This is a genomic window from Micromonospora trifolii (assembly GCF_022229005.1).
Lineage (GTDB): Bacteria > Actinomycetota > Actinomycetes > Mycobacteriales > Micromonosporaceae > Micromonospora > Micromonospora trifolii.
Window position 1 is genome coordinate 1 of record NZ_JAKKFD010000054.1, and the last position, 24,685, is coordinate 24,685.

24 protein-coding genes are annotated in these 24,685 nt (G+C 71.3%); 7 read left to right on the plus strand and 17 right to left on the minus strand.

What is annotated here, in order from left to right:
• The 8 genes from NIE79_RS28520 to NIE79_RS28555 form a co-directional block, all read right to left on the minus strand.
• Positions 1-204, minus strand: a 204-nt coding sequence (locus NIE79_RS28520; RefSeq protein WP_238681522.1) for a helix-turn-helix domain-containing protein, incomplete at its 3' end; no start/stop codon positions are given.
• A gap of 11 nt (positions 205-215) precedes the next feature.
• Complete coding sequence (locus NIE79_RS28525) at positions 216-1,784, minus strand: MFS transporter (protein WP_238681540.1); 1,569 nt, start codon at positions 1,782-1,784, stop codon at positions 216-218.
• Between the two features lie 84 nt (positions 1,785-1,868).
• Positions 1,869-2,540, minus strand: coding sequence for a transcriptional regulator (locus tag NIE79_RS28530; RefSeq protein WP_238681523.1), 672 nt, complete (start codon positions 2,538-2,540; stop codon positions 1,869-1,871).
• 79 nt (positions 2,541-2,619) lie between these two features.
• Entirely contained in the window at positions 2,620-3,633 is a 1,014-nt protein-coding gene (locus tag NIE79_RS28535) for a branched-chain amino acid ABC transporter permease (protein WP_238681524.1), read from the minus strand.
• Complete coding sequence (locus NIE79_RS28540; RefSeq protein WP_112583340.1) at positions 3,630-4,511, minus strand: branched-chain amino acid ABC transporter permease; 882 nt, start codon at positions 4,509-4,511, stop codon at positions 3,630-3,632. Before NIE79_RS28540 ends, NIE79_RS28535 begins: the two co-directional genes overlap by 4 nt.
• Positions 4,508-5,758, minus strand: a complete 1,251-nt coding sequence (locus NIE79_RS28545; protein ID WP_372471847.1) for an ABC transporter substrate-binding protein — start codon at positions 5,756-5,758, stop codon at positions 4,508-4,510. The genes NIE79_RS28540 and NIE79_RS28545 overlap by 4 nt, the downstream gene beginning before the upstream one ends.
• 51 nt (positions 5,759-5,809) lie before the next feature.
• Positions 5,810-6,502, minus strand: coding sequence for an ABC transporter ATP-binding protein (locus NIE79_RS28550; protein WP_238681525.1), 693 nt, complete (start codon positions 6,500-6,502; stop codon positions 5,810-5,812).
• On the minus strand, positions 6,489-7,250 hold the full coding sequence (locus NIE79_RS28555) for an ABC transporter ATP-binding protein (protein ID WP_238681526.1): 762 nt from the start codon (positions 7,248-7,250) through the stop codon (positions 6,489-6,491). Before NIE79_RS28555 ends, NIE79_RS28550 begins: the two co-directional genes overlap by 14 nt.
• Before the next feature lie 223 nt (positions 7,251-7,473).
• Between NIE79_RS28555 and NIE79_RS28560 the strand changes: the two genes are divergently transcribed.
• Positions 7,474-8,331, plus strand: a complete 858-nt coding sequence (locus tag NIE79_RS28560; RefSeq protein ID WP_238681527.1) for an SPFH domain-containing protein — start codon at positions 7,474-7,476, stop codon at positions 8,329-8,331.
• 1 nt (position 8,332) lies between these two features.
• Here NIE79_RS28560 and NIE79_RS28565 read toward each other — a convergent pair whose 3' ends face one another.
• Entirely contained in the window at positions 8,333-9,709 is a 1,377-nt protein-coding gene (locus tag NIE79_RS28565; protein WP_238681528.1) for a permease prefix domain 1-containing protein, read from the minus strand.
• On the minus strand, positions 9,706-10,071 hold the full coding sequence (locus tag NIE79_RS28570; protein ID WP_091401794.1) for a PadR family transcriptional regulator: 366 nt from the start codon (positions 10,069-10,071) through the stop codon (positions 9,706-9,708). Before NIE79_RS28570 ends, NIE79_RS28565 begins: the two co-directional genes overlap by 4 nt.
• Before the next feature lie 177 nt (positions 10,072-10,248).
• Between NIE79_RS28570 and NIE79_RS28575 the strand changes: the two genes are divergently transcribed.
• Both NIE79_RS28575 and NIE79_RS28580 read left to right on the plus strand, forming a co-directional pair.
• Positions 10,249-10,512, plus strand: a complete 264-nt coding sequence (locus tag NIE79_RS28575) for a hypothetical protein (RefSeq protein ID WP_091402229.1) — start codon at positions 10,249-10,251, stop codon at positions 10,510-10,512.
• Positions 10,513-10,648: 136 nt separating this feature from the next.
• On the plus strand, positions 10,649-10,999 hold the full coding sequence (locus tag NIE79_RS28580; RefSeq protein WP_238681529.1) for a hypothetical protein: 351 nt from the start codon (positions 10,649-10,651) through the stop codon (positions 10,997-10,999).
• Here NIE79_RS28580 and NIE79_RS28585 read toward each other — a convergent pair.
• From NIE79_RS28585 to NIE79_RS28595, 3 genes are all read right to left on the minus strand, one after another.
• The gene (locus NIE79_RS28585) at positions 10,986-12,161 is read right to left on the minus strand and encodes an alcohol dehydrogenase catalytic domain-containing protein (RefSeq protein ID WP_238681530.1); all 1,176 of its coding nucleotides are present in this window, start codon (positions 12,159-12,161) and stop codon (positions 10,986-10,988) included. The two genes, NIE79_RS28580 and NIE79_RS28585, sit on opposite strands and share 14 nt — an antisense overlap.
• A complete protein-coding gene (locus tag NIE79_RS28590) occupies positions 12,158-13,612 on the minus strand; it encodes an aldehyde dehydrogenase family protein (RefSeq protein WP_238681531.1) in 1,455 nt (484 codons plus the stop codon). Before NIE79_RS28590 ends, NIE79_RS28585 begins: the two co-directional genes overlap by 4 nt.
• 69 nt (positions 13,613-13,681) lie before the next feature.
• Positions 13,682-14,338 carry a TetR/AcrR family transcriptional regulator C-terminal domain-containing protein gene (locus tag NIE79_RS28595; RefSeq protein WP_210784958.1) on the minus strand — a complete coding sequence of 219 codons (657 nt, stop codon included), beginning with the start codon at positions 14,336-14,338 and terminating at the stop codon, positions 13,682-13,684.
• A 196-nt stretch (positions 14,339-14,534) separates the two neighbouring features.
• Here NIE79_RS28595 and NIE79_RS28600 point away from each other — a divergent pair, with 196 nt between their 5' ends.
• Entirely contained in the window at positions 14,535-15,707 is a 1,173-nt protein-coding gene (locus NIE79_RS28600) for an acyl-CoA dehydrogenase family protein (protein ID WP_238681532.1), read from the plus strand.
• A 62-nt stretch (positions 15,708-15,769) separates the two neighbouring features.
• Here NIE79_RS28600 and NIE79_RS28605 read toward each other — a convergent pair whose 3' ends face one another.
• From NIE79_RS28605 to NIE79_RS28615, 3 genes are all read right to left on the minus strand, one after another.
• A complete protein-coding gene (locus NIE79_RS28605; protein WP_238681533.1) occupies positions 15,770-16,807 on the minus strand; it encodes an aminotransferase class V-fold PLP-dependent enzyme in 1,038 nt (345 codons plus the stop codon).
• A 282-nt stretch (positions 16,808-17,089) separates the two neighbouring features.
• Entirely contained in the window at positions 17,090-19,279 is a 2,190-nt protein-coding gene (locus NIE79_RS28610) for an FUSC family protein (protein WP_238681534.1), read from the minus strand.
• Positions 19,280-19,366: 87 nt separating this feature from the next.
• A complete protein-coding gene (locus tag NIE79_RS28615; RefSeq protein ID WP_238681535.1) occupies positions 19,367-20,779 on the minus strand; it encodes an FAD-dependent oxidoreductase in 1,413 nt (470 codons plus the stop codon).
• 183 nt (positions 20,780-20,962) lie between these two features.
• Between NIE79_RS28615 and NIE79_RS28620 the strand changes: the two genes are divergently transcribed.
• Both NIE79_RS28620 and NIE79_RS28625 read left to right on the plus strand, forming a co-directional pair.
• Entirely contained in the window at positions 20,963-21,601 is a 639-nt protein-coding gene (locus NIE79_RS28620) for a hypothetical protein (protein ID WP_238681536.1), read from the plus strand.
• 115 nt (positions 21,602-21,716) lie between these two features.
• Positions 21,717-22,589: a DUF4231 domain-containing protein gene (locus NIE79_RS28625; RefSeq protein ID WP_238681537.1), complete on the plus strand. Its 873-nt coding sequence runs from the start codon at positions 21,717-21,719 to the stop codon at positions 22,587-22,589.
• A gap of 60 nt (positions 22,590-22,649) precedes the next feature.
• On the opposite strand, the gene NIE79_RS28630 is transcribed toward NIE79_RS28625, so the two are convergent.
• Positions 22,650-23,189 (minus strand): PadR family transcriptional regulator, encoded by a 540-nt coding sequence (locus NIE79_RS28630; RefSeq protein WP_238681538.1) that lies wholly within the window; start codon positions 23,187-23,189, stop codon positions 22,650-22,652.
• Between the two features lie 76 nt (positions 23,190-23,265).
• Between NIE79_RS28630 and NIE79_RS28635 the strand changes: the two genes are divergently transcribed.
• Positions 23,266-24,408, plus strand: coding sequence for a serine hydrolase domain-containing protein (locus NIE79_RS28635; protein ID WP_238681539.1), 1,143 nt, complete (start codon positions 23,266-23,268; stop codon positions 24,406-24,408).
• Positions 24,409-24,685: the final 277 nt, after the last annotated feature.

Consider the following 24,685-nt stretch of genomic DNA (forward strand, 5'->3'; position numbering starts at 1 on the left):
CACACCGGTACCGGCCCAGCGCCGGTAGATGGTGGCCTTGCCGACCCCGGCGCGGGTGGCGATCGCCTCGATCGAGAGCGCCTCGATGGTGCTGCCCTCGGCGAGCAGGTCGAGGGTGGCCTCGATGATCGCCTCGTCGGCGCGGATGCTCCGCGGTCGCCCGGGCGACCGCGGAGCATCGGCAGTGGACGTCATGTCCGCCATTCTCCCCGAACCTATGCCGTGCCGGCCAGCTCAGGCTCGGCGACCGGCGCCGCCGGGGCGACGCTCACGTCCTCCTTGCCTGGCATCCAGCGCAGCACCACGATGATCCCGAGTGCGGCGATGACCGCGGAGAGCCCGGCCGCCCAGTGCATGGCGGTGACGAAGGCGTCGTTGGCCGCCGAGATCAGCGCCGGTGCCGCGGGGCCGAGCTGGCCCGCCGCCGCGTACGCCCCGGAGATCGACTCGTTGGCCGCGTCCTGGGCCTGCGTGGGCAGACCGGTCAGCGCGTCACCGATGTCGCTGCGGTAGACCGCGGAGAGCACCGAGCCGAGGACGGCCACGCCGAGCGCGCCGGCCACCTGGCGGATGGTGTTGCTGACAGCGGAGCCCACCCCGGCCTTCTCGCGGGGCAGCGCCGACATGATCGACTCGGTGGCCGGCGGCATGATGTTCGCCATTCCGGCGCCCTGGATGAGGAAGACCAGCAGCACGATCCAGATCGGGGTGGACGCGCCGATGAAGACGAACGCGCCGAGTGACACCACTGTCAGCGCCAACCCGACGGTGGCGACGGCCTTACCGCCGTAGCGGCGGACCATAGCGGCGCTGCGCGGCGCGAAGACCAGCTGGGCGCCGGCGAAGGGCAGGAAGAGCAGACCGGTCTGCAACGGGCTGTAGTCGCGCACGAGTTGCAGGTAGAACGAGCCGAAGAACATCGAGCCCATCGCGGCGAAGAACACCAGGCCGACGATGGCGACCGGCGCGGCGAACCGGGGCACCCTGAACAGTCGGACGTCCAGCGACGGGTGGTCGCTGCGCCGCTCGTGCTGCACGAACCAGCCCAGCACCGCGATGCCGACGAGGATCGAGCCCCAGGCCAGTGGGCGGTCGAAGCCGTGCTCGCCGCCGTCGATGATGCCGTAGGAGAGGGCGACCAGGCCGACCACGGAGAGCAGCACGCCGAGCACGTCGATCCGGCCGGGCCGCGGGTCACGCGACTCGGGGACCAGCAGCGCCACCAGGACCACGCCCACGGCGACCACCGGCACGTTGATCAGGAAGACCGAGCCCCACCAGAAGTGCTCCAGCAGCGCGCCGCCGAGAATCGGGCCGATCGCCACGGCGAGACCGACAGCGCCGGCCCAGACACCGATGGCCCGACCACGCTCGCGCGGGTCGAAGACGTTGGAGATGATCGACAGTGTCACCGGCATGATGGCCGCGCCGCCGACCCCCATCAGGGCGCGGGCCGCGATGAGCTGTCCGGGGCTCTGGGCGTACGCGGAGAGCAGCGACGCCAGGCCGAACAGCACCAGACCGATCATCAGGAAGCGCTTGCGGCCGGCGCGGTCGCCGAGCACCCCGAAGGTGAACAGCAGCCCGGCGAAGACGAGCGTGTAGGAGTTGATGGACCACTCCAGCTCGCCCTGGCTGGCGCCGAGGCCGTGCACCGGGTCGGCCAGGGTGCGCAGGGCGACGTTGAGGATCGTGTTGTCGAGGACGACCACGAGGAGGCTGATCACCAGCACCCCCAGGATCGCCCACCGCCTCGGGTGTCCGGTGTTGTTGTGCAGCTCCATGCCTGGCTTTCCCCCCACGCTGATCACCCGCGACGAAATACGATACGGGTCAGACTCGTAACGCGGGTCAGCCTACGACGCGTATTAACGATACGGCACCGATCCGTATCGTATGTGGTGGGCATCACGCCCCGGCACGACCGCCAGGCAGGCGTTCACGGCCTCGGTCAACGTCCCGAGACGGACCGCCGGGCCGCCGAGCGGCTCGATCCAGCCCGGCCCCGCGCCGTACACCCGAAGGAGCGGAAAGTCCCGGGCGAAGCGCACCAGGCGGTACGCGCGGCCGGTCAGCGGCGTCTGCGACCAGATCACGACGGTGCGCGGGCGCGCCCGGTACACCGCCCTGGTGAGCGCGGACCAGGGCAGCGCGGGGCCGAGGTTCAGACAGCCGCGACCCTGCTCGCGCAGCGCGGCGGCCAGCGCGAGCAGACCCAGACTGTGCGCCTCCTTCTCGGCGCCGGCCAGCAGCACCCCGCCGGTGGGCAGTGACCGGCCCGGCTCCCGGCGGTACGCGTCCAACCCGACCCGAATGCCCTCGAAGAGGGCGTGCTCGACGACGATCTCGGCGGCGGTACGCCCCGACAGCCGGGCCAGCAGCAGACGGCAGACCTGCTCCCAGACCGCCGGCACGCCCCACGCCTCGACCAGCTCCAGCAGCACCGAGGCGACGCCGTTGGCGTCCAGGTCCTCGGCCGCCAGCGAAACCTGCTTGTGCGCGATCTCCACTGCCTCCGCCGGCATCGGATCGGTCAGCACCAGACGTACCCCCGGGTAGACGTTCTCTACCCGGGGGTTCGCTCGGAGGGCGCATGGCGGATGCGCCGTCTGGGGAATTTCAGCGGCGGCGGGCCGCCAGCCGGTGGGCCAGCGCGGCGACGCTGCCCCAGATGCCGCGCCGGAACAGCACCACGACGAGGACGAAGATGCCGCCGGTCACCAGACCGATCGCCTCGAACCCGGAGAACGACAACCAGTCCTCCAGCCGGACCACGAGGGCAGCGCCGAGCACCCCACCCCAGAGGGTGCCGATCCCGCCCAGCACCACCACGATGACCGCCTTGCCGGAGGTGGTCCAGTGCAGCACGTCCAGCGAGACGAACCGGTGGCCGACAGCGAACAACCCGCCACCGAGGCCGGCGATGAACCCGGAGAGCACGAACGCGGTGAGCTTGTAGCGGTGCACCGGGTAGCCCAGCGCCCGCGCCCGGGCCGGGTTGTCCCGGATGCCGACCAGCACCCGACCGAACGGTGAGTGCACGATCCGCCAGGCGGCGGCGAGCCCGAGCAGCACGATCGGCAGGATCGCGTAGTAGAAGAAGTAGTCGTCGGTGAGGTCGAGGCCGAACAGCTCGCGGGGCACCCCCTGGAGGCCGTTCTCCCCCTGGGTCACCGAGCGCCACTCGTTGGCGACGTAGTAGACCATCTGCGCGAAGGCCAACGTCACCATGGCGAAGTAGATGCCGGTCCGCTTGACCGCCAGGTACCCGATCGGCACCGCCAGCACGGCCGCGGCGAGGGCACCGGCCAGCACCGCGAGCGGAAACGGCAGGCCCGCGTGGATGGCCACCAACCCGGTGACGTACGCGGAGGTGCCCCAGAACGCGGCGTGGCCGAAGGACATCAGCCCGGTGAAGCCGAGCAGCAGGTCCACCGCCACGGCGAACAGCGCCCAGCAGAGGATGTCCACGGCGACCGCCGGGTAGAGGCCGTTGGGCAGCCACGCCGCGACGCCCAGGCCGACGGCGAGCAGCGCGTACCGGACCCAGCCGGGGGCCCGGGCCACGGCGATCAGCCCGGACGGTGGCGTCGCGCGGGACGCGTCGGTGGGAGTGTCCACGGTGTTGGTCATGCGGGGGCCTCCTCCCGACCGAACAGGCCGGCCGGGCGCCAGAGCAGCACGCCGGCCATCACGACGAAGACGATCGTCTGCGAGACGAGCGGGAAGTTGGAGAGGTACGCCTCACCCCACGCCTGCACCAGCCCGATGCCGAAACCGGCGGCGACCGACCCGAAGATCGAGCCCAGCCCGCCGATCACCACCACCGCGAACACCACGATGATCAGGTCGGCGCCCATCAGCGGGTTGACCGCGCGCATCGGCGCGGCCAGCACACCGGCGAGGCCGGCCAGCCCGATGCCGAAGCCGAAGACCGGTGTCACCCACCGTCCGACGTCGATGCCGAACGCGCGGGTCAGGTCCGGCCGCTCGGTGGCCGCGCGGACCACCATGCCGATCCGGGTCCGGGTCAGCACCCACCACACCGCGACGCAGAGCAGCACCGCGAAGCCGAGGATGAACACCCGGTACGTCGGGAAGTCGAACAGCCCGAAGTCGACCGACCCGCTCAACAGCGACGGTGTCTCGTACGGGCTGGACTGCACGCCGTAACGCAGTTTCACCAGGTCCTGGAGGATCAGCGTCAGACCGAAGGTGAGCAGGAAGTTGTAGAGCGGGTCCAGTTTGGTCAGCCGGTGGATCACCGCGCGTTCCAGCGCCATGCCGAGCAGACCCAGCCCCACCGGCATGATCACCAGGGCGGCCCAGAACGGCACGCCGGCCTCGCTGAGCAGCACGTACGCCCCGAACGCGCCGAGCATGTAGAACGCGCCGTGGGCGAAGTTGACCACCCGCAGCATGCCGAAGATGACAGCGAGCCCGAGGGCGAGCAGGGCGTAGAACGCCCCACTCACCAACCCGTTGAACGTATTCTGCGCGAATCCGCTCATAGTTTGCAGTCCGCCGAGGGCGCGCGGAACGCCTCCGCGGCGGGGATCGTCTTGAGCACCTTCACGTAGTCCCACGGCTCGGCGACCTCGGACTGCGGCTTCACCTGGGCCAGGTACGCGTCGTGCACCACCCGGTGGTCCTCGGCGCGGATCTTGCCGTTGCGCAGGAAGACGTCCTCGACCGTCTTGCCCTCCAGTCCCTTGACCACGGCGTCCGCGTCGTCGGTGCCGGCGGCCTGCACCGCCTCCAGGTACTGCAACGCCGCGGAGTAGTTGGCGGCGTGCGCGAAGGTCGGCCGGGTGCCGGCCTTCTGCTGGAAGCGGTCGGCGAACTCCCGGTTCTTGGCGTCGAAGTTCCAGTACCAGGCGTCGGTGTACGTGGTGCCGGCCAGCGCGGCCGGGGTGAGCGAGTGGATGTCGGTGAGGAACATCAGCCCCACCGCCAGGCCGACACCCTTGTCCCGCAGCTTGAACTCGTTGTACTGCTTCACCACGTTCACCAACTCCGCGCCGGCCTGCATGGTGCCCAGCACGTCCGGCTTCGGGTTCAGGTTCGGCGCCTTGAGCAGGAAGGTGGAGAAGTCACCGCTGGTGTTCGGGAACGGCGCCCCGTCCTTGCCGACGACAGTGCCGCCGGCCGCCGTGATGGCTGTGGAGAAGCTCTTCTCCATGTCCTGACCGAAGGCGTAGTTCGGGTACAGGATGTACCAGTTCTTGCCGATCTGCTCGGTGGTGGTCTTCCCGGTGCCGTTGGCCAGCATGTACGTGTCGTACGCGTAGTGGAAGGTGTACTTGTTGCAGCTCTTGCCGGTCAGGTCGGTGGTCGCCGCGCCGATGTTGAAGTAGAGCTTCTTCTTCTCCTTCGCCACGTCGGCGACCTTCAGCGCGGCCGACGAGGTGGGCACGTCCAGGATCAGGTCGACGCCCTTGCGGTCGTACATCTCCTGTGCCTTGGAGTTGGCCACGTCCGGCTTGTTCTGGTGGTCGGCGGTCTCCACAGTGATGTCTGTGGTCACCGCCTTGTCGCCGTACTTCGCTGTGAAGTCGGCGATGGCCATCTCCACCGCCGCCACCGAGTTCTTTCCGGACAACTCCGAGTACGCCCCGGACTGGTCGTTGAGCACGCCCAGCACGATCTTGTCGCCGGTCAGCTTCTGGTCGCCACTCGACTGCGGGCCACCGCCGCCGCATCCGGCGACCAGCACCACCACGGCCGACGCCGCGGCCACACCCATCGTCCTGCGCATGCCCACTCCATCCATCCCGCGCGGCGTCGCGCGGGTCGTCGTTGAGAAAATTCAGATCCCGAGGTACGCGAGCAGTTCGCGTTCGCGCGAACGCACCTCGGAGTTGTCCATCGCCTCGGCGACCCGGCCCTCGGCCAGCAGGTAGTGCCGGTCGGCGACACCGGTGGCGAAGTGCAGGTTCTGTTCGACCAGCAGCACTGTCACGCCGTGCCGTTTGGCCTCGCGCAGCAGGTCGCCGACCTGCTGCACCAGCAGCGGCGACAGCCCCTCGGTGGGCTCGTCGCAGAGCAGCAGCCGGGCGCCCATCCGCAGCACCCGGGCCAGCGCGAGCATCTGCTGCTCGCCGCCGGAGAGCATGGTGGCCGCCGAGTCCCGTCGGGTGTACAGGGCCGGGAACGCCTCGTACACCCGCTCCAGCGACCACGGGTCGGGGCCGACAGTGGGTGGCAGCGTGAGGTTCTCGGTGACTGTCAACGTGGCGTAGCTGCCCCGGTCGTCGGGCACCCAGCCCAGACCCAGGCGGGCCCGCTTGTGCGCCGCCAACCTGGTGATGTCCCGCCCGTCCAGCTCCACAGTGCCGCGCTGACCGGGGTGCAGCCCCATCACGCAGCGCAGCAGGGTGGACTTGCCGGCGCCGTTGCGGCCGACCAGTGTGACCACCTCACCGGCGGAGACCTCGAGGCTGACGTCGCGCAGCACCTGCGCCTCGCCGTAGAAGGCGGACAGGTTCTCAATGCGCAGCATCGGCGGCTCCCAGGTAGGCGGTGATCACGCGCTCGTCGGCGCGGACCTGCTCGTACGGGCCCTCGACGAGGACCTTGCCGGCCTGGAGCACTGTGACGGTGTCGGCGAGACGGCCGACCACGCTCATGTTGTGCTCGACCATCACCACGGTCCGGCCCTGGCGGACCCGACCGATCAGCTCGACGGTGCGGTCGACGTCCTCCAGACCCATGCCCGCCGTCGGCTCGTCGAGCAGCAGCACCTTCGGGTCCAGCGCCAGGGCGATGGCCAGCTCCAGGGCGCGCTTCCGGCCGTACGCCAGGGCCGCCGAGGGGGTCTGCGCCAGCTCGGCCAGCCCCACCATGGCCAACAGTTCGTCGGCCCGCTCGGTGTAGCGGCCCATCAGCTTCGCCGACCGCCAGAACCGCCAGCCCAGCCCGCTGGGTGACTGCAACGCCAACGCGACGTGTTCGCGGGCGGACAGTTGAGGAAAGAGGCTGGTGATCTGGAACGAGCGGGCCACGCCGAGCCGGGCCACCTGCTCCGGGGGCAGCCCGGTGACGTCCCGCCCGGCCAGTTCGATCCGGCCGCCACTGGGTCGCAGGAATCCGGTGAGCAGGTTGAACAGGGTGGTCTTGCCCGCGCCGTTCGGGCCGACCAGCGCGTGCACGCTGTCCGACGCCACGTCGAGGTCGACGTCGTCGACCGCCCGGAAGCCCCGGAAGTCGCGGGTCAGCCCACGGGCCGACAGGAGCGCTTGCCCGGCCATCGCCTCATCCTCCGCACGTCGCGGCGACGGTCGATTCGGTGACCGTGGTCACAGGCCCGTCGCGTGGACGAAACCTACGGCGGGCCGCTGGCGTCGAACCATGTCGATGCACTCCATATTCGACCCCCGGTTGACGTGCGCGGACTCCACTCCCCCGCGCCGTCGACTTGACCGGACCCCCTAGGTTGATGATCCACACAGCCCATCGGAAGGTCCTCTCCCCATGCCCGTCGGCTTCACCATGGCGATCGTCTTCGCCGTCGCCCTGGCGGTCAGCGCCGTCGTCGCTCTCGTCGCTCCCGCACGGTCGCTCAAGCGGATGGCCACCCTCGCGGCGCTCGGTTTCCTCGCCCTCACGCTGGTGGTCGGCATCGCCTCCAGCGCCCATTCGGTGCCCATCCGCTCGGTCGGCATCGTCACCAGCTTCGGCAAGCCCACCGGCGAGGTGACCGGCTCGGGCCTGAAGTGGGTGGCGCCCTGGCAGAAGGTCGGCGAGTGGGACGCGGGCCGACAGAAGTACGACCACATCGGCGGCAACAACTGCGTACGCGTGCGCACCGGCACCCTCGCCGACGCCTGCGTCGAGGTGCTTGTCGAATGGCAGGTCAAGCCGGAGAACGCGCCGAAGCAGTTCATGGACTACAAGGGCGACTTCGGCAGTTTCCGGGGTCAGCGGGTGGGCGTGCAGCTCGACAGTGCCGTCAACGACGCCTTCGCCGCGTACAACCCGCTGGAGAAGATCGACGCCCAGACCGGCGACCTGAACGTCGACCTGAAGCCGTTCGCCGCGAACATCAAGACCAGCGGGGAGACCCGCCTCGCCACCGACGTGGACATCCTCTCGGTGACCATCACCCGGGTGAACCACGACGACAAGACCGAGGGCAACATCAAGGCGTTCCAGGACAAGCTGGCGCAGACCCGCAACCTGGAGCAGGACCGCAAGAACGCCGAGATCTCCAAGCAGATCACCGAGACCAACGCAAAGGTCGACAAGGTGACCCGTTGTCTGGAGATCGCGGAGAAGAACGGCGCGAACCCGGGGCTCTGCATCAACCCGGGCATCGTCACCGGCAAGTGACCTAGGCGAAGCTGAACAGCGGCGGGAAGACGAGGACCACGATCCAGGCCCACACGGCGTACACCGGCAGGTAGCCGGTCTGCCAGCGTTCGAGCGTCGCGAACGGCGTGCGCCGACGGATGAAGGACAGCAGCAGCCACGCCGACCACGCGAGGTTGACCAGCAGGATCACGTTCTCGCCGAGCGCAGCCGCCCGGTTGGGCGTGCCGCCGTACTCGTCGGTGATGCGCCCGGTGATCTCCAGCAGCACCAGCACGTCGATGGCCAACGCACTGACCACGAGCGCGAGTTGGAGTTTGTCGAACGGGCCGGGCGGGGCCAGCGGGTCACGGGCCGAGAGGGAGTAGAGCAGCAGCCCCAGCACCACGACCAGCAGGAGGTCGAACAGCAGCAGTGCCTCCCGCTCGACGTCGATGCCGTGGCTGGTCCAGACGACAGCGACGAGGAAGGCGAGCAGGGCGGCGGTGAAGAGCGGTGTGAACAGCCGGGTGAGAACCGGCGCGATGTTCTCGACGACACTCTGCTTGGCCTCGACGAGCCACCCGGCCACCACGACCGCGGCCGCGGCGCCTCCGGGCAGCAACCACTGCGAGACGAACGCCTCCGGCACGATCCCGATGGCCGCGAAGGTGTTGAACAGGAACGCGGAGAGCACGCCCCCACCGAGGGCCATCAGCACCAGGTAGATGAACCATTCGCCGGTGAACCGGATGAAGTCCATGCGTCGACGGGACGAGCGCCAGTCGTCGGCGACATAGGCCAGGCCGACCACCAGCCACAGGGCGATGGGCAGGTGGATGCTGGTGACGACCACTGACTGCGAATCGTCCGCCAGGGGGTAGGCGTTGGCCGCCACGGCGCCGAGGACGAAGAGCACCGCCAGCGCCGCGATCACCGACCGTCGGGCTCCCCGGCGCCAGGCCAGGAACGCCGCCAGCCAGGGCAGCGCAAACAGCGTGAAGTTGCGCGCGTAGAACGAGCTGTCGTCGTCGAGGCTCAGCCCGAACAGCGCCGGCGCCTTGACGGACACCACGGCACCCGCCGCACACGCGAGCATGACCCACAGGTCCAGGCGGGAGCGAGCGCCGCCGACCGGGCTGCCGGAGTCGCCGGTCAGTACCAGCTGCTTCCATAACCGTTCGGAGTGTTCCCGGGCGAACTCGCGGGAGAGGTCGTCGAGGCTGCCCATCCGTTTCACGGCGACCAGGAACGCCTCGTCCGGGCTCAGGCCTGCGGCGACGAGCTGGTCGACGGAACCACGAAGGTGGTCTTCCAGCTCGTCGGCGTCCGCCGCTTGCAGCTCCCGGCGACGCAGCACGTACTGGCGCCACTGCTCGAACTGCGCCTCCAACTCCTGCGGCCCCTCGTGCGCCGTCATGCCAGGCCCTCCAACGGGTGCACGGTCAGCGGCGCGCGGTCGTGCCAGATCTCCTTGAGCGCGCCCACCACCGTGTCCCACTGCCGGCGCTGCTCGGCCAGCTCGGCCAGACCCCGGTCGGTGATGCGGTAGTACTTGCGCTTCCGCTCACCGGCGACCGCCTGCCAGCTCGACTCCAGGTGACCGAGGCGCTCGAGCCGGTGCAGCAACGGGTACAGCAGCCCTTCGGTCCAGTCCAGCTCGCCCCCGGACAGCTCGTTGATCCGCCTGAGGATGGCGTAGCCGTAGCTCTCACCCTCAGCCAGGATGCCGAGCACCATCGGCGTCGCCGAGGCGGCGACCAGATCCTTGGCGACCTTCACGAAGCCTCCCGCTCCCAAACCTAGAGGTACGATGCATAGTACCGCTAGGTATGGCTTCCGGCGCAACGTCCCGAGACGAAGAGGTCGCCCGAATCGCCGATCCGCGCAGCTGTGGTGCCGCGAACGGCATGGTCCGGGTTAGCCTTGGCGCATATGGCTACCTTTCGCAGCGCCTCAGTGCTCCTTTCCTCAGACGGCACCAGGACCCCCGGCACCGCCGCGCTCTTCGCCGAGCCGGCCCGTAGGGGCGGGATTCCTCCCTGGGCAGGCGACTTCCGACCTGCCAACAGCGCCGGCAACGGCCCCAAGAACGCGGTCGGAAAGACCTTCACCTTGGAGCTGCCCGACGGCAGCACCGGCAAGGTAGTGGTCCAGGGCCTCAAGAGCGGCAAGGGCGGCGTCGTGCTGGCGCTGATGGGCGAGGACGCCCCACCCTTCTGACCGGTCGCCCGGCTCTCGTCGCCCGGGTGCCCAGGGTTGACCCTTCCCGGGTCGACCCAGGGCACCTGGCCAACCACGCCGGTCGCTCCCGAGAAACCGCTGGGATGTCGACGGCCGTCTCGCGACAATGGCCGTTGTGCCGGAGGTCGAAGTCGTCGTCGCCCACCAGGAACGCGCGACACTGCGCGTCGGTGACGTCTTCCTGAAGATCGACGCTGATCAGGGACGCACCGACGTCGAGGTCGAGGCGATGGCGCTGGCGCCGGTCCCGACCCCCGAGGTTCTCTGGCGCAAACCGCCCGTGCTCGCGCTCGCCGCCCTGCCCGGGACGGCGCTCGGCCGCCTCGGCGAGCCGTCGACCGCGTCGCCGGCGGCGTGGGCCGCGGCGGGCGCCGCCGCTCGCAAGCTGCACGACGCGCCGCTGCCGCCATGGCCCGGCCGCAGCCGCGCTGAGATCCCGGCTGTGACGAGCGTCAGTCCAGGGTGACCACCCAGCGAGCGCCCTCGCCCCGCGCCAGCCGTTCGAACGCCGTGGGCGCCTCGTCCAACGACATCGTTCCGCTGACCAGCACACCCAGATCCAGTGCGCTGTCGGCGAGCTCGGCAGCCAGCACCGGCACCTCCCGGTCCGGGTCGGACGAGCCGTACACCGAGGAGCGCAGCGTGCGCGCGGAGTGGAAGATGTCCAGCGCCCCCAGGCTGACCATGTCGTCCTTGGCGCCCATGCCGACCACTGTCACCGCTCCACCGCGCCGGGTCAGCCGCCAGGCGGCGCGGATGGTGGCGGCCCGACCGACGCACTCGAAGGCGTGGTCGACGCCGCGGCTCTCGGTGCGCGCCCGTACCTCCTTGGAGAGCCGGTCGTCGGAGAGCAGGAAGTCGGTCGCCCCGGCGGCGAGCGCCAGGTCCCGCTTCGCCTCGGCGACGTCGATGGCCAGGATCGTCGTGGCGCCGGCCCGGCGGGCCGCGCTGAGCACGGCGAGCCCGACCCCACCGAGCCCGACGACCGCGACCGACTCGCCGGGTGTCACCCGGGCGGTGTTCCGGACCGCGCCGACGCCGGTGAGCACCGCACAGCCGAGCAGTGCGGCCTGCTCGGGCGGCAGCCCGGCGGGGATCGGGATGACGGCACGCTCGGGCACCACCACCGCCTCGGCGAGTGCGCCGAGGCCGAGGGTCAGGTGCAGCGGTACCCCGTCGTCGGTCTCGCCGCGTGGCACGGTCGGGGCCGTGGTGTCGGCGCAGAGCCACGGCTCGCCGCGCCGACACCACCAGCAGGCCCGGCAGGCCGGTGCCCAGTTGAGGACGACCGGTGTGCCGACGGTCAGTCGGCTGCCCGGCCCGACCTCGGCCACCACCCCGGTCGCCTCGTGCCCGAGGACCAGCGGGAACCTGGCGGCGAGGGTGCCGTTGACCATGGACAGGTCGGAGTGGCAGACGCCGGCCGCCCTGATGGTCACCCGCACCTCGCCGGGGCCGGGCGCTGGCAGGCGTACCCGCTCGACCCGCAGCTCGGCGCCGGACCCGCGCGCGACCAGCGCGCGAACGATGACCGGCGCGGACGCCGGCTCGGTGCCGCCGCCCGGCGCGGCCGGGGACAGTTCGGTGCCGCCGCTGGGCGCGGCCGGGGACAGCTCGGGGTGGGTCATCGTTGGATCGCCTTCAGCTCGCAGAACTCGGCCAGCCCGTGCACGCCCAACTCGCGGCCCAGGCCGGACTGCTTGTAGCCGCCGAACGGGGCGAGCGGGTTGAACGGGGCGCCGTTGATGTCGACAGCGCCGGTGCGCAGCCGCCGGGCCACCGCGAGCGCCCCGTCGGTGTCGGCGGACCAGACCGCGCCGGCCAGCCCGTACTTCGAGTTGTTGGCGATGGCGACCGCCTCGTCGGTGTCGGCGAACGGGATGACGGCGAGCACCGGTCCGAAGACCTCCTCCTGGGCGAGCGCGCTGTCGGGGTGCACGTCGGCGAAGACCGTCGGGGCGACGAAGTGCCCCCGGGTCGGCACCGGGGCGTCGGGCCCACCGGCGACCAGCCGGGCCCCGTCGGCGAGGGCCCTGTTGATATGGCCGCGCACCCGCTCGGCCTGGGCGGCGGAGACCAGCGGACCGAGCCGGGTCGCCGGGTCGAACGGGTCGCCGAGTCGGTAGCCGGCCACCGCCGTGGCGATGAGGTCGAGGGCTTCGTCGTACCGGTCGCTGTGCACCAGCATCCTGGTCCAGGCGGTGCAGGTCTGCCCGGAGTTGAGCAGGGCGTTGCCGACGCCCACCTTGACGGCGGTGGCCAGGTCGGCGTCGGGAAGGATCACGTTTGCGGACTTCCCGCCCAGCTCCAGCGCGACCCGGGCGATCCGGTCGGCGGCGAGCCGCATGATCCGTGCGCCGGTGGCGGTGGAGCCGGTGAAGGAGACCAGGTCGACGTCGGGGTGCCCGGCGAGCGCCTCGCCGACCACCGGCCCGGTGCCGGGGACCAGGTTGAGCACGCCCGGCGGCAGGCCGGCCTCGGTGACCGCGTCGAAGAGCAGGTACGCGGTCAACGGCGTCAGCTCGCTGGGTTTGAGCACCACGGTGCAACCGGCGGCCAGGGCGGGCGCGAGCTTCGCCATCACCTGGTGCAGCGGGTAGTTCCACGGTGTGATCGCGCCGACCACGCCGATCGGCTCGCGGACCACGAGGGAGTTGCCGATGCTCTCCTCCACCGGCGCGCGGGCGGCGAGCGCGACGTGGTCGCGTAGCACTGTCAGCGGGAGCCCGACCTGCACCCGGGTGGCGAGTTTGAGCGGCGAGCCCAGTTCCACGGCGATGGTGCGGGCGAGGTCGTCGGCGCGGGCGGTGAGCGCCGCGTGCAGCCGGTCGAGGTGGGCGGAGCGCTCGGCGGGGGTGGCGGCCGACCAGCGGGGAAACGCGGCCCGGGCCGCGGCCACGGCGCGATCCACGTCGGCCGGGGTGCCGGCCGGCACCTGCCCGATCAGCTCCCCGGTGCTCGGGTTCTCCACGTCGATGAGACCGGCGTCGGCGGGAGGCGTCCACTCCCCGCCGATGTGCAGGTGGCGCCGCAGGCGCAGGGAGTCGGGCAACAGCGACGGCGGGGCGGCGAGGTCCATGTCGTCCCTTCGAGGGTGGGCGATGGGCGATGGCGACGGGCGATGAAACTAGCGCTGGGAGTTTGGACGCTATCCGTTGGGCCGGGCGGACTCCACCGTCTCGACGGTGCGGGTGTACTCGGCGGCCAGTCCGTGCAGCAGAGCGTCCAGGCCGAGGGCGAAGGCGCCCTCGTCCACGCTCTGCTGGTGTTCGGCGAGCCGGTGGGCCTGGCGCAGGTGCGGGTAGTGCGCCGCGTACAGCTCCGGGTCCTCGACAAAACCGCGGGCGAACGAGCCGAGCGCCGACCCGGCCACGAAGTACCGCAGCGCCGCGCCGATGTGGGTGGCGCGGGCCGGCGGCCAACCGGCCCGGACCAGCCCGCCGTAGACAGCGTCGGCCATGGCGAGGGCGGCCGGTCGACGGCCCGGCCCCTGCGCCAGGTACGGCACGATGTTCGGGTGCGCGGTGAGCGCCCTCCGGTACGACCAGGCCCAGTCCCGCAACGCGGCGAGCCAGTCCCGGCTGGCGAAGCCACTGGTGTCGACGGCACCGGTGACCGTGTCCGCGACCGCGTCGAGGATCTCGTCCTTGGTGGCGAAGTGGTTGTAGAGCGAGGGGCCCTGGACGCCGAGCGCGGCGGCGAGTCGGCGGGTGGAGAGCGCGCCGAGCCCGTCGGCGTCGATCAGCGCGAGCGCCGTCTCGACGATCCGGTCGCGGGTGAGCAGAGGCCGTCGGGGTCGGGGCACGTCAGAACTCCTCGGTCTGCGGTGTCCCTCCCCGTGGGAACCACCTGTTCACGCACCCTATCGGGGACCGCCTGCGGGCAGGCGTCACCACGTCGGCCGGAGAAGGGGTCTGGACGAATGAAAACTTACACCGCTAGTTTATGAGGGACCGCCACTGCCCGTGGCGGCGCACCACCACGCCGACCGAGGGGGAACCGTGGACTTCGCACTGTCCGACGAGGAACGCGCCGTCCGGGACACCGTGCGCGCGTTCATCACCCGCGAGGTGATGCCCCTGGAAGCGGAGGTGCTCCGCCGGGAACGGGCGCACCAGCCGGGCCTCGACCACTCCGAGGTGCGCGAACTGCAACTCAAGGCGCGCAAGTTCGGCTTCTGGGGCCTGGCCACCCCCGAGGAGTACGGCGGGATGAACCTGCCAGCCGTACTCCAGTCGTTGATCTGGACCGAGCTGGGCCGCACGTTCGTGCCGTTCCGCTTCGGCGGCGAGGCGGACAACATCCTGTTCCACGCCACCGAGGAGCAGAAGCGGGAGTTCCTCATCCCGACCATCGAGGGCGAGCGGCGCTCCTGCTTCGCGATCACCGAACCCGGGGCCGGATCCGACGCGGCAAACATCCGGCTGTCCGCCCGCCGGGACGGCGACGACTGGATCCTCGACGGCGAGAAGACGTTCATCACCGGCGGTCACGACGCCGACTTCGCCATCGTGGTCGCGGTGACCGACCGGGAGAAGGGCGCCCGCAAGGGCGGCGCCACCGCGTTCCTGGTGGACCGGTCGATGGGCTGGCGCTCGGAGTTCATCCAGACGATGGGCGAGGGCGGGCCCGCGTCACTCATCTTCGACGGCGTACGCGTGCCGCACCGCAACATCCTCGGTGAGATCGGGCAGGGCTTCACGCTCGGCATGGAGTGGATCGGCAAGGGCCGCTACACCATCCCGTCGCACGCCATCGGCATCGCCGAGCGGGTGTTGCAGATGGCCATCGAGTACGCCAACACCCGGGAGACCTTCGGCACGAAGATCGGCACCAACCAGGCCATCCAGTGGATGATCGCCGACTCCGAGACGGAACTGGAGGCGGCCCGCTGGCTGGTGCTGCGCTCGGCGTGGACTGTCGACGCGGGCCTGGACCCCCGGCACGCCTCGTCGATGGGCAAGCTCTACGGCGCCGGCATGGTCAACCGGGTGGTCGACCGGGTGCTCCAGATCCACGGCGGCATGGGCTACACCCGCGAGCTGCCGATCGAACGCTGGTACCGGCAGGTCCGGCTCTACCGGATCTTCGAGGGCACCGACGAGATGCAGCGGCTGATCATCTCGCGGGACCTGCTGCGCGGGTACACGAAGATCGGTGGCCACCTGGCCTGAGCCGGACGTCTGATGCCGTCGAGGACGGCCGGCTGCACGCCCGGCCGTCCTCGGCGCCGGGTTCAGCCGGTCAACGCGGTCAACGCGGCGTCCACGTCGGCCTCGGTGGAGTAGATGTGGAACGAGGCCCGGGCCCGTCCGGCGCGCACCGCCGCCCGGATGCCCGCCGCCGCGAGGCGCTGCTCCGCGTCCGGCACGTCGACGCTGACGATGGCGCTCTCCCCCGGTGCCCGGCCGAGCCCGGAAAGGAACCGGTTGGCCAGGGCCACGTTGTGCGCCCCGATCGCCGCCACGCCGATCTCGGCGACCACCTCCAGGGCGGGCGCCGCGCCGACCCAGCTGAACCAGGCCGGTGAGATGTCGAACCGTCGGGCGTCGTCGGCCAGCCGCAGCGGCGGGCCGTAGTAGGAGGCGTGCGGGTCACGGCCCGCGTACCAGCCGGCCGCGTCGGGGCGCAGCCGCTCGCGCAACCCGGGGGCCAGATAGGCGTACGCGGTCCCGCGCGGATTCATCAGCCACTTGTAGCCGCCCACCGCCACCACGTCGGCCTGGCTGCCGTCGAACGGCAGCCAGCCACACGCCTGGGTCGCGTCCACCGCCACCAGCGCGTCGTGCGCGCGGGCCGCGGCCACGATCTCGTCATACGCCGCGACCGCCCCGTCGGCCGACTGCACCAGGCTGAACGCCACCAGATCGGTATCGGCGTCGATGGCGTCGACCAGGGACTCCAACGGCACCGTGCGGACCGTGACGCCACGCTCCTCCTGCACCAGCCAGGGGAAGAGGTTCGAGGTGAACTCGACCTCGGGGACCACCACAGTGGCACCGGCCGGCAGCGCCGCCGCGACCGGCGCGAGGAGCTGGGACACCGCAGCACCCACCGCCACGTCACCGACCGGCACCCCGATGAGGCCGGCGAGGGCGACGCGAGCCCGGTGCGTCGACTCGCCCCAGCCCTCCCACGAACTACGACCAACCCGCCAGGCGGCGAGAGCGTCCTGCAACGCCGCCCACGCCGGCTCCGGCGGCAACCCGAAGCTGGCGGTGTTCAACCAGCCCGGCTCCGGCTGCCACAGCTTCTGCGCCTGCTCGATCTCCATGCCGTCGACGCTAGGCCGAGCGACGTGCGACGGGCACTGCCAATCCGCGACCTGTGGCGCTCCCAGGGCTCCGAGGCCGCGTCAGCGAGCATCAGTACCTGAAGAGCGTGATGACTGTGAGGCATCAATATGCCTCACAGTCATCACGCTCACGAGCGCTTTGCCGGGCCGGATGCGGTTGCTCACTGAGCAGAGGCAGCTCCCAGTCCGTCGACGGTCAGCCCGAGGACGGGGTCTCCCTGCCCCTGCTCCACGAGCGGTGAGCGGCGACGACGCGGCTCATCAGGGCTTGTCGCGGTGGCCGGTCGGCCTGCCAGCAGCGGGCAGGGGGATCCGGGCGACACTGTCGGCGAGGCCGGCGAGCCACCTGTCGACCTCCACCAGGTGCCGGACCGACTGATGGTCGGCCTCGCCGAGGAGCGGACGGATCCGGTCCAACTGGTCGACGCAGCTGGTCGAGACCGGCGCCCGGTCCGAGGTCCGGCCGTGGGCGACCTCGTCGGCGAGGGCGTCGTACGCCGATCGCAGGCGTGCGACGGCGTCTCGCAGCAGCGCCGCCGCCCCGGGCCAACCGGCGAGGCAGCCGGGCGGGTTGCGGCGCAGCAGCGACTCCGCGCCGGGCACGACGCGATGCCCGGCGCTCAGCACGGCGTCCCAGTTCACCTGCTGACGGTGCGGATCGTGCCGTTCCGAGTGGTACTGGCAGTACGACGAGTCGATCAGGACCATCCGGCGACGGACCCGGTTGAGGGCACCCTCGGGTGGTGGAGCATCGCCGAGCATCGCCTGGACCGTCTGTTCGACGGCGTCCGCACTGGCCGACAGGTAGCGGGTGGCGTTGTGCCGCAGGTCGTGGCCCGCGCCGCGCGGCCAGATCGCCACGCCGGCGAGCACGCCGATCACCGCGCCGAGCAGCACGTCGACGAGGCGGGCCTCGGCGAGCCGCCACCCTTCCGGGCTGAGCTGGGCGAAGACGACTGTCAGCAGCACTGTGAACAGCGCCTGCTGCCACACCGGGCCGAGCAGGCGGCCGACGCCGAAGGCCAGCAGCAGGGTGACCGGCAGGACGACGGCGTACACGATCGGATCGTCGACGACGAGCATCACCCCGCCGCTGACGACCGCGCCGATGATCGTGCCCAGCACGGCCGGCCGCAGCGCGGTGCGGGTGTCGGCGGCCGACGTGCGCAGGACCGTGAGGGTGGCCAGCAGCACCCAGAAGCCGTGGGTCAGCTGCAACACCCCGGCGGCCACCCGGGCGATGGCGAGCGCAACGGCCAGCCGCAGCGAGCTGTGCAGGTGGGCCGAGCGCGGTGCCAGGTGGGAACGGAACTGCCACCAGTACAGCGTCCACGGGCTGCGGCGGGCGTACTCGAACAGCGCCGAGGAGGCGTCGTCGCCGCCGAGCCGCGCGCCGGTGGCCACCCGGGAGCCGACGACGAAGACCCGCACCTGGTCCGCGAGGGCCACAGCTGTCGCGTCCCGGCACAACCGGGGTACGTCCGGCGCGTCGCGGACCTGACCCCCTCCCACCGGGTACGCCGCCTCGGCTCGTCCGACCGCCACGTCCAGGTCGGCCGGGGCCACCGCCGGGGCACCCGGTGACAGGCTCCGGCCGGCCGCGCGGGTGGTGTCCGCGCACGAGCGCAGCAGGCGCGCCGCCGCCAGGTCCGGGATCGGCTCGGGCGGGGCGTCCGCCGCCAACCGGTCCGCCTCGGTGAGCACCTCCCGTAACGCGGCCGCGCAGATCCGCAACGCCCGATCCTGAGCGCCCGCCGCGGTGGGCGCCCACGCCGGAGGGCTGCGGTTCAGCTCGATCGCCGCCACCACGTCGTACGCCCGCTCGCGCCGCGCGTCCCGATGACCCGCGGCGGCGTGCGGGTCGGTCAACCTCTCGGCGGCGGCGTCGAGGAAGGCGGCGACGCCGTCCGCCGCCCCGGCCAGGCGCTGCCGGTAGGAGACCGGCACCGGGTCGGGCCAGAGAAACACCTCGGCCACGGCGAGCAGCACGACGGCGAGGGTCACCCCACCGAGTCGCTCCGGCAGGGTGCCCGGTTGGTACGGCGGGAACGACGCCAGGATGTAGAAGAGCTGGAACGCGCTCGCCAACCCCACCAGGCGCGGGTTGCCGACCCCGGCGAACGCCACCACGAACCCGACGACCAGCATGCCACCGGCGGCCGCCCAGGTGCTCCACGCCAACAGCGAGCCCGCCACGATCAGCGCCCACACCACCGGCAGCGACAGCACGAGGATCCGCGCCCGTTGCGGCGCCGGGCCAGGTAGCTGCGCGAACGATCCGGCGGCGATCGTGCCGAACAACCCGTACGTGGCGAGCGTCGAGCTGCCCACCCCGTACCGGCAGCCGTAGAAGACGACGGACGCGACGAGCGTCAGCCGGGCCGCGCGTCGAAGGATGGCGTCAACCGGGTCACGGCGGCGAAGCCGGCCAAGGAGGCTGGTTCCGAGCACGACCGCTCCCCCGGTTCGTCGCAGCACCCCTCCCCGGCCCACCATTCTCCACCGCGCCCCGCGACCGGCGGCGGATTTGGCGACGAATCACCGCCGGGAGCCGCCGAGCAGGCCGAGCCGGAGGGCCCGGAACAGGGTGCCGGGGCGGCTCAGGGCGGCCGGGTGGTCGAGCATCGTGGTGACCCGACCCAGCCGGGCGTTGAGCACCGGGTCGGTCAGCGAGGCCCGGAAGAGCAGGTCCCCGAACCACTTGGTGACCTTGTAGCCGGGCGGGTACGGCCCGTCGACGTGCGGCAGCTCGATGTCGGCGGTGGTGGAGATCTGCCAGGCGGCGTCGACCACCACGCGGACCTGGTCGAAGTACGCGTGAGCGGGCTCGTCGTGCGGCTTCGGACCGGACCGCAGGTATTCCGACAGGCAGGAGGCGTGCAGTGTCGCGGAGGTCATGCCCTGGCCGTACACCGGGTTGAAGGACGCGACCGCGTCGCCGGCGGCGACCAACCCGGCGGGCAGACGGTCGAGCTTGTGGAAGTCGCGGCGTCGGCTGTCCGCCTGGTGGTACGTGACCACCCCGCCGAGCATCTCCCCGTTTTCGGCGATGTCGCCGAACATCTGCGGGTAGTGCTCCCGGCAGCGGGCGGTGAAGTCGGCGACGTCGCGGCTGGGCCGGTCCCCGTCGTAGCCGGCCACCAGCATGATCCAGCGGTCCCCCTCGACCGAGTTGATCCCACCGATCCGGGCGGTACGGCCCTTGCCCGCCATGGTGTGGAAGACCGCCACCCAGGCGTCGCTGACCAACTCGTCGCGCTTGAAGAGCGCCGTGGCGTAGTTCAGCTTGATGGGCATGCGGTGCAGCGGCGGGCGCGGCCACCCGTGCTCGGCCAGCCAGTCGCTCAACCGGCTGGAACGCCCCATCGCATCGACTACCAGGTCCGCGGATTCGACGATGGGCTCGGCGCCACCCTCGGGCACGTACCGGGCCCCGTTGACCCGCCGCTCGTCGAAGAGCAGGCCCTCCGCCCGGCCGTAGACCATGCGGATGTTGTCGATGGCGAGGGTGCGCCGACGGACCAGCGCCTCCAGGAACGGGCGCGTGGTGATCAGCGCCGGCCCGGTGCCGGTCGCCGCGGGCGGCAGACCCAGCATGCCGTTCACGAAGACCTTCGCCGTGCCCGGGTCGCGTGGTGGTGGCGGGGCGCCGAGCGCGAGCGCCTCGTCGGCGATGCCGGGAAACCAGCGCTCCAACTGGACCTGACCGGCGGGCAGCAGCGCGTGCACCTGACTGCCCTGGGGCACGCCCGGCCGTGGCCCGGCGTCGACATCGGACGGATCCCGTTCGATGACCAGCACTTCCTCGGCGTGGTCGCTCAACACCCGGGCGGCCAGCAACCCGGCCATGCTGCCACCGAGCACCACCGCCCGCCGCATGACCACTCTGGTCTCGGCGGGTGGTTCGGCCGTCGCTATCGCGGCGAAGAGCCGGGACGGAGAGGGGGACATGCGATCACTCCTCGAACGGTCGGGAAACCTCGGCATTGACGACCGTAACCATCGTGGTGCCCGCCGTCAGCGCTGAGTTGGCTCGCCAGGTCGAGTTGGCGCCCCGCATGTGGTGGGCAGGTCCGCGGCGGGCACCGCTGTCCACTGTCGCGCCCGGGTCCGGCCAGCAGCTATGAATAACGGATGAGTGCCCATGCCGGTACGACCCGGACCCCCCGCGCCCCGGCCCTCGTGGAGCCCGGGGTGGGCCGCCGGACCAGGCCCATTGCCGGGTGGGCCCTCCTGAGCCTGGTGGTGGTCCTGTCCGCCTGCACGCCGACGGGTGACTCGCGCCAGCGCACCACCCCGCCGGCAGACGGCGCAGCGCCGTCGACTGACTCCAGCGGTGGTGGGCCGCCCTGCACGGCATCGGTCGACGCGCTGTCGGCACCGCCGGCGGGCTACCGGCTGGTGGGCAGGGACGTGGCGGTGCCCGATGCCGCCGTGATCTCGGCGGAGGATTCCGGGGAGGCCGACCCGGCGGCGCGGCTGTTCGCCAAATGGGGGCTCGTCGTCCGCGCCGGCGCAGTCGTCGATGTGCGGGTGGCCCCGGGCTGGCAGGACAGGGCCCGGCTCGGCTGGGGCGGCACCGGCACGCCCGCGGCGACCGTCACTGTGCACGCCTGCGCGTCGGAGGGTGGGCAGGGTCAGTGGATGGCCTTCGTCGGCGGCACCTGGGTCGCGCAGGCCGCCTGCGTACCGCTCATCGTGACGTCCGACGGGCAGGACGACCCCGTCGACCTGGGCATCGGCGTGCCCTGCGCCGGGACCACCACGCCTTAGCCTGGCCGGGTGGACGGCGGGGTCTACTGTCTACACAGCCTGCGTACCGACTGTTCGCCGGGATCGCTGTTCACCCCCGTCGACGCCCTGGACGTTCTGTCGAGAGGTCAACGACATGTTGAAGGCCGAGGATCTTCCCCCGTTTCAGCGTGCCGTGTCCTACGAGTCGCAGCGCGGCCAACGCGTGTACGCGACCCTTATCGCGCTGCGGCTGTCCCTGCTCCTGGTGGCCGCGATCGCGGGAGTCGCCACCTGGAAGCTCGACGATTTCGCCCTGGGCCCGGCGCTCGCCGCGGGCGCCTTCGCCGCCACCTCGATCGTCGAGGTCTTCCTCCTCACCAATCGCCCCCATGAACGCTGGTACGTCGGCAGAGCCCTCTCCGAATCGATCAAGTCGCTCACGTGGCGATTCACCATCGCGGCTGACCCTTTCCCCCGGGCGCAGAGCGACTCGGACGGCGTCGAGGAATTCACCAACCGACTGTTGGGCCTGACCGGTGACATGGCGGCCGCCGGGTTGGCGGCCCCTGCGGTGGCTGGGCAACAGATCACTGAAGGAATGCGGACACTGCGGGCCGCCTCCCTCGAGGAGCGCCGCGCCGCGTACCTGACCGGCCGTCTCGAGGCCCAGCGAGCCTGGTACGCCGAACGGTCACTGTCGAATCGGGCGCGGGCGACCCGCTGGTCGGTCAGCATGCTCGTGCTGGAGATAGCCGGCGTGACCCTGGCCGTGTCGCGCGCTGCCGGGCTGACCGACCTCGACCTGCTCGGCGTGGCCGCCGCGGCGGTCGCGGCCGGCGCGGCCTGGACGCAGACACGGCAACACGGCGCGGTGGCCACCGCCTATGCCCTGGCGAGTCAGGAACTTGCCGCCATCGGGTCCCTCGCCACGCGGATCGGCTCGGAGGCCGACCTGTCGCGGTTCGTGAACGACACGGAGACGGCGATCTCCCGGGAGCACACGATGTGGCGGGCACGCCGACGCTGAAGCACTCCGCGCACCTGACCGCACGGCTCCGACCGGCCAGAGCCGATCGTCGGTGTGGTGTCACCGGCTCGGCGGCTCGTGTTGGGCGATGTGAGCACGAAACCAGTCGAGGGTGAAGCGGTGTGCGGCGATGCCGTAGTCGAGTGTCGCGCGTTGATGGGTGGCGAGGTCGCGGTGCTCCTCGGGGACCTCCAGGGCCCTGAGGTGCCGGTCGAGGGCCGAGAGCCGGGCGAGGTCGGTCTCGACGCGGGTCGTGATGCGGCGCAGCACCGGTACGCGTTCGGCTGGCGGCAGCAGCCCGAGGAAGTAGAGCCTGGACAGCGCCGCGGTCTCCAGATCGGGCCCGGTCAGCTCGGCTGTCATCCACGCGTGGAACTCCTGCCGGCCGGCGTCGGTGACGCGGTACACCTTCCGTCCTCGACCGCCGGCTTCGGCGCTGGCGACCTCGATGGACCCGCGGGCGAGCAGTGTGTCCAGCGCGCGTTTGATGCTGCCGGAGCTGGCGCTGTAGAAGAGCGCGACGCCGGCCTCGAACCCTCTGATGAGGTCGTAGAAGCTCTGCGGGGTGATCAGGAGCAGACCGAGGATCACGTGGGCCATCGGCCGAGTCTAGACCGTTGCCTCTCTTAGACATGTCTAGTAGACATATGGAGTCGCCACCGCGAGGAGCACCCATGTGACACCGCCGCTCAGCACCACCCCCGCCCAGGACAACCACGTTCCCGCCGACGTCGACGCCCGGCTGACGCGCCTGCTGGAAAAGCTGGTCGCGCGACGCGGAGTGCACCACGCCAATCTCGCCGTCACCAGTGGCGACGGGGATCTGCGCTGGTCCGCGGCCTCCGGCCCGACCGGCGCCGACGTCCAGCCGTGGCGCCCCGACACCCCGTTCTTCATCGCCAGCGTCACCAAGCGGTTCATCATCACCCTGGTGCTTCAGGCGCAGGAGCGCGGCGAGCTCGACCTGGCCGCGCCGATCAACAGTTACCTACCAGCGCAGACGGCCGCTGCGCTGCACGTCCTGAAGGGAGTCGACCGGACGTCCGCGATCACCGTGCGCCATCTCGCGAGTCACACGTCCGGGTTGCCGGACCAGTTCGAGAGGCGTGCTGGAGGCCCCAGCCTGTACGAGCACCTCGCCGCCGGCCGGGACGTCGCGTGGACCTTCGAGGACACGATGCGCACCACGCGCGAGCAGCAGCGCCCGCACTTCGCGCCGCAGGACCTCACCGCCCGCCGGCAGCAGGCCCGCTACTCCGACACCGGCTTCCAACTGCTCATCCGCATCCTGGAGACGGTGACCGATCGATCGTTCGCCGACCTGCTGACCGAGCGGATCCTCGGCCCGCTCGGCCTGACGCGGACCTGGCTCCCCGGGCATCGTCCGCCGGAGCCGGCGACCGCGCCGCCCTCGCCGCTCTACGCGAAGCAGCGTCGCGTGGAGGTGACGGCGCTGGTCGAGTCCTGCAACGACCTGTTCAGCACCACCGACAACCTGCTCACCTTTCAGCGAGCGCTGCTCGGCGGCGAACTCTTCCGGGACGCCCGCTCACTGGAGTTGCTGACCGAACGGCGCAACCGGCTGCGCAACATCCCCGTCCTGCGCTACGGACTGGGCACCATGGTCTTCACAGCCGGTCGGCTCGTCTCGCCGGGGCACCGCCCGGTCACGCTCGTCGGCCACTCGGGCGCGACCGGGACGTGGCTCTTCCACTGCCCGGAGCTCGACCTGCACCTGGCCGGCACCGTCGACCAGACCACGGGGCAGGCCATCCCCTTCCGGGTGATGGCGCGGTGCCTGGACGCCTGGCGAGCCTGACGGGCGGTGGCTCGGGGTCGTCGTCCCACTGCCGGGCCGGGGTCGCGGGCGGCGCTGCGCCGCCCGCGACCCCGGTCCACTCCGTGACTCAGGCCGGGGCTCCGGCTGGCGCGGCCTGCTTCTCGTCGGGGCGGGACTCCGCCTCGCCGTCGTCGTGCTCGTCGAGCATGTGCGCCCCCGGCGCAAGTGCCCTCGCCGACCTACGCCACCTGCGCCAGGTACCGCGCCAGCAGCCACGCGACATGTGCGATCATCACGTACGACCAAACGTGCCGCG

Coding starts and splice junctions, on each gene's coding strand:
- NIE79_RS28565 (WP_238681528.1), bottom strand. CDS start 9,709: ATGACGGCGCACGAGGGGCCGCAGGAGTTGGAGGCGCAGTTCGAGCAG.
- NIE79_RS28525 (WP_238681540.1), bottom strand. CDS start 1,784: ATGGAGCTGCACAACAACACCGGACACCCGAGGCGGTGGGCGATCCTG.
- NIE79_RS28535 (WP_238681524.1), bottom strand. CDS start 3,633: ATGACCAACACCGTGGACACTCCCACCGACGCGTCCCGCGCGACGCCA.
- NIE79_RS28585 (WP_238681530.1), bottom strand. CDS start 12,161: ATGACCCACCCCGAGCTGTCCCCGGCCGCGCCCAGCGGCGGCACCGAA.
- NIE79_RS28560 (WP_238681527.1), top strand. CDS start 7,474: ATGCCCGTCGGCTTCACCATGGCGATCGTCTTCGCCGTCGCCCTGGCG.
- NIE79_RS28630 (WP_238681538.1), bottom strand. CDS start 23,189: ATGGCCCACGTGATCCTCGGTCTGCTCCTGATCACCCCGCAGAGCTTC.
- NIE79_RS28550 (WP_238681525.1), bottom strand. CDS start 6,502: ATGCTGCGCATTGAGAACCTGTCCGCCTTCTACGGCGAGGCGCAGGTG.
- NIE79_RS28605 (WP_238681533.1), bottom strand. CDS start 16,807: ATGGAGATCGAGCAGGCGCAGAAGCTGTGGCAGCCGGAGCCGGGCTGG.
- NIE79_RS28620 (WP_238681536.1), top strand. CDS start 20,963: ATGAGTGCCCATGCCGGTACGACCCGGACCCCCCGCGCCCCGGCCCTC.
- NIE79_RS28555 (WP_238681526.1), bottom strand. CDS start 7,250: ATGGCCGGGCAAGCGCTCCTGTCGGCCCGTGGGCTGACCCGCGACTTC.
- NIE79_RS28540 (WP_112583340.1), bottom strand. CDS start 4,511: ATGAGCGGATTCGCGCAGAATACGTTCAACGGGTTGGTGAGTGGGGCG.
- NIE79_RS28545 (WP_372471847.1), bottom strand. CDS start 5,758: ATGCGCAGGACGATGGGTGTGGCCGCGGCGTCGGCCGTGGTGGTGCTG.
- NIE79_RS28590 (WP_238681531.1), bottom strand. CDS start 13,612: ATGGACCTCGCCGCCCCGCCGTCGCTGTTGCCCGACTCCCTGCGCCTG.
- NIE79_RS28625 (WP_238681537.1), top strand. CDS start 21,717: ATGTTGAAGGCCGAGGATCTTCCCCCGTTTCAGCGTGCCGTGTCCTAC.
- NIE79_RS28615 (WP_238681535.1), bottom strand. CDS start 20,779: ATGTCCCCCTCTCCGTCCCGGCTCTTCGCCGCGATAGCGACGGCCGAA.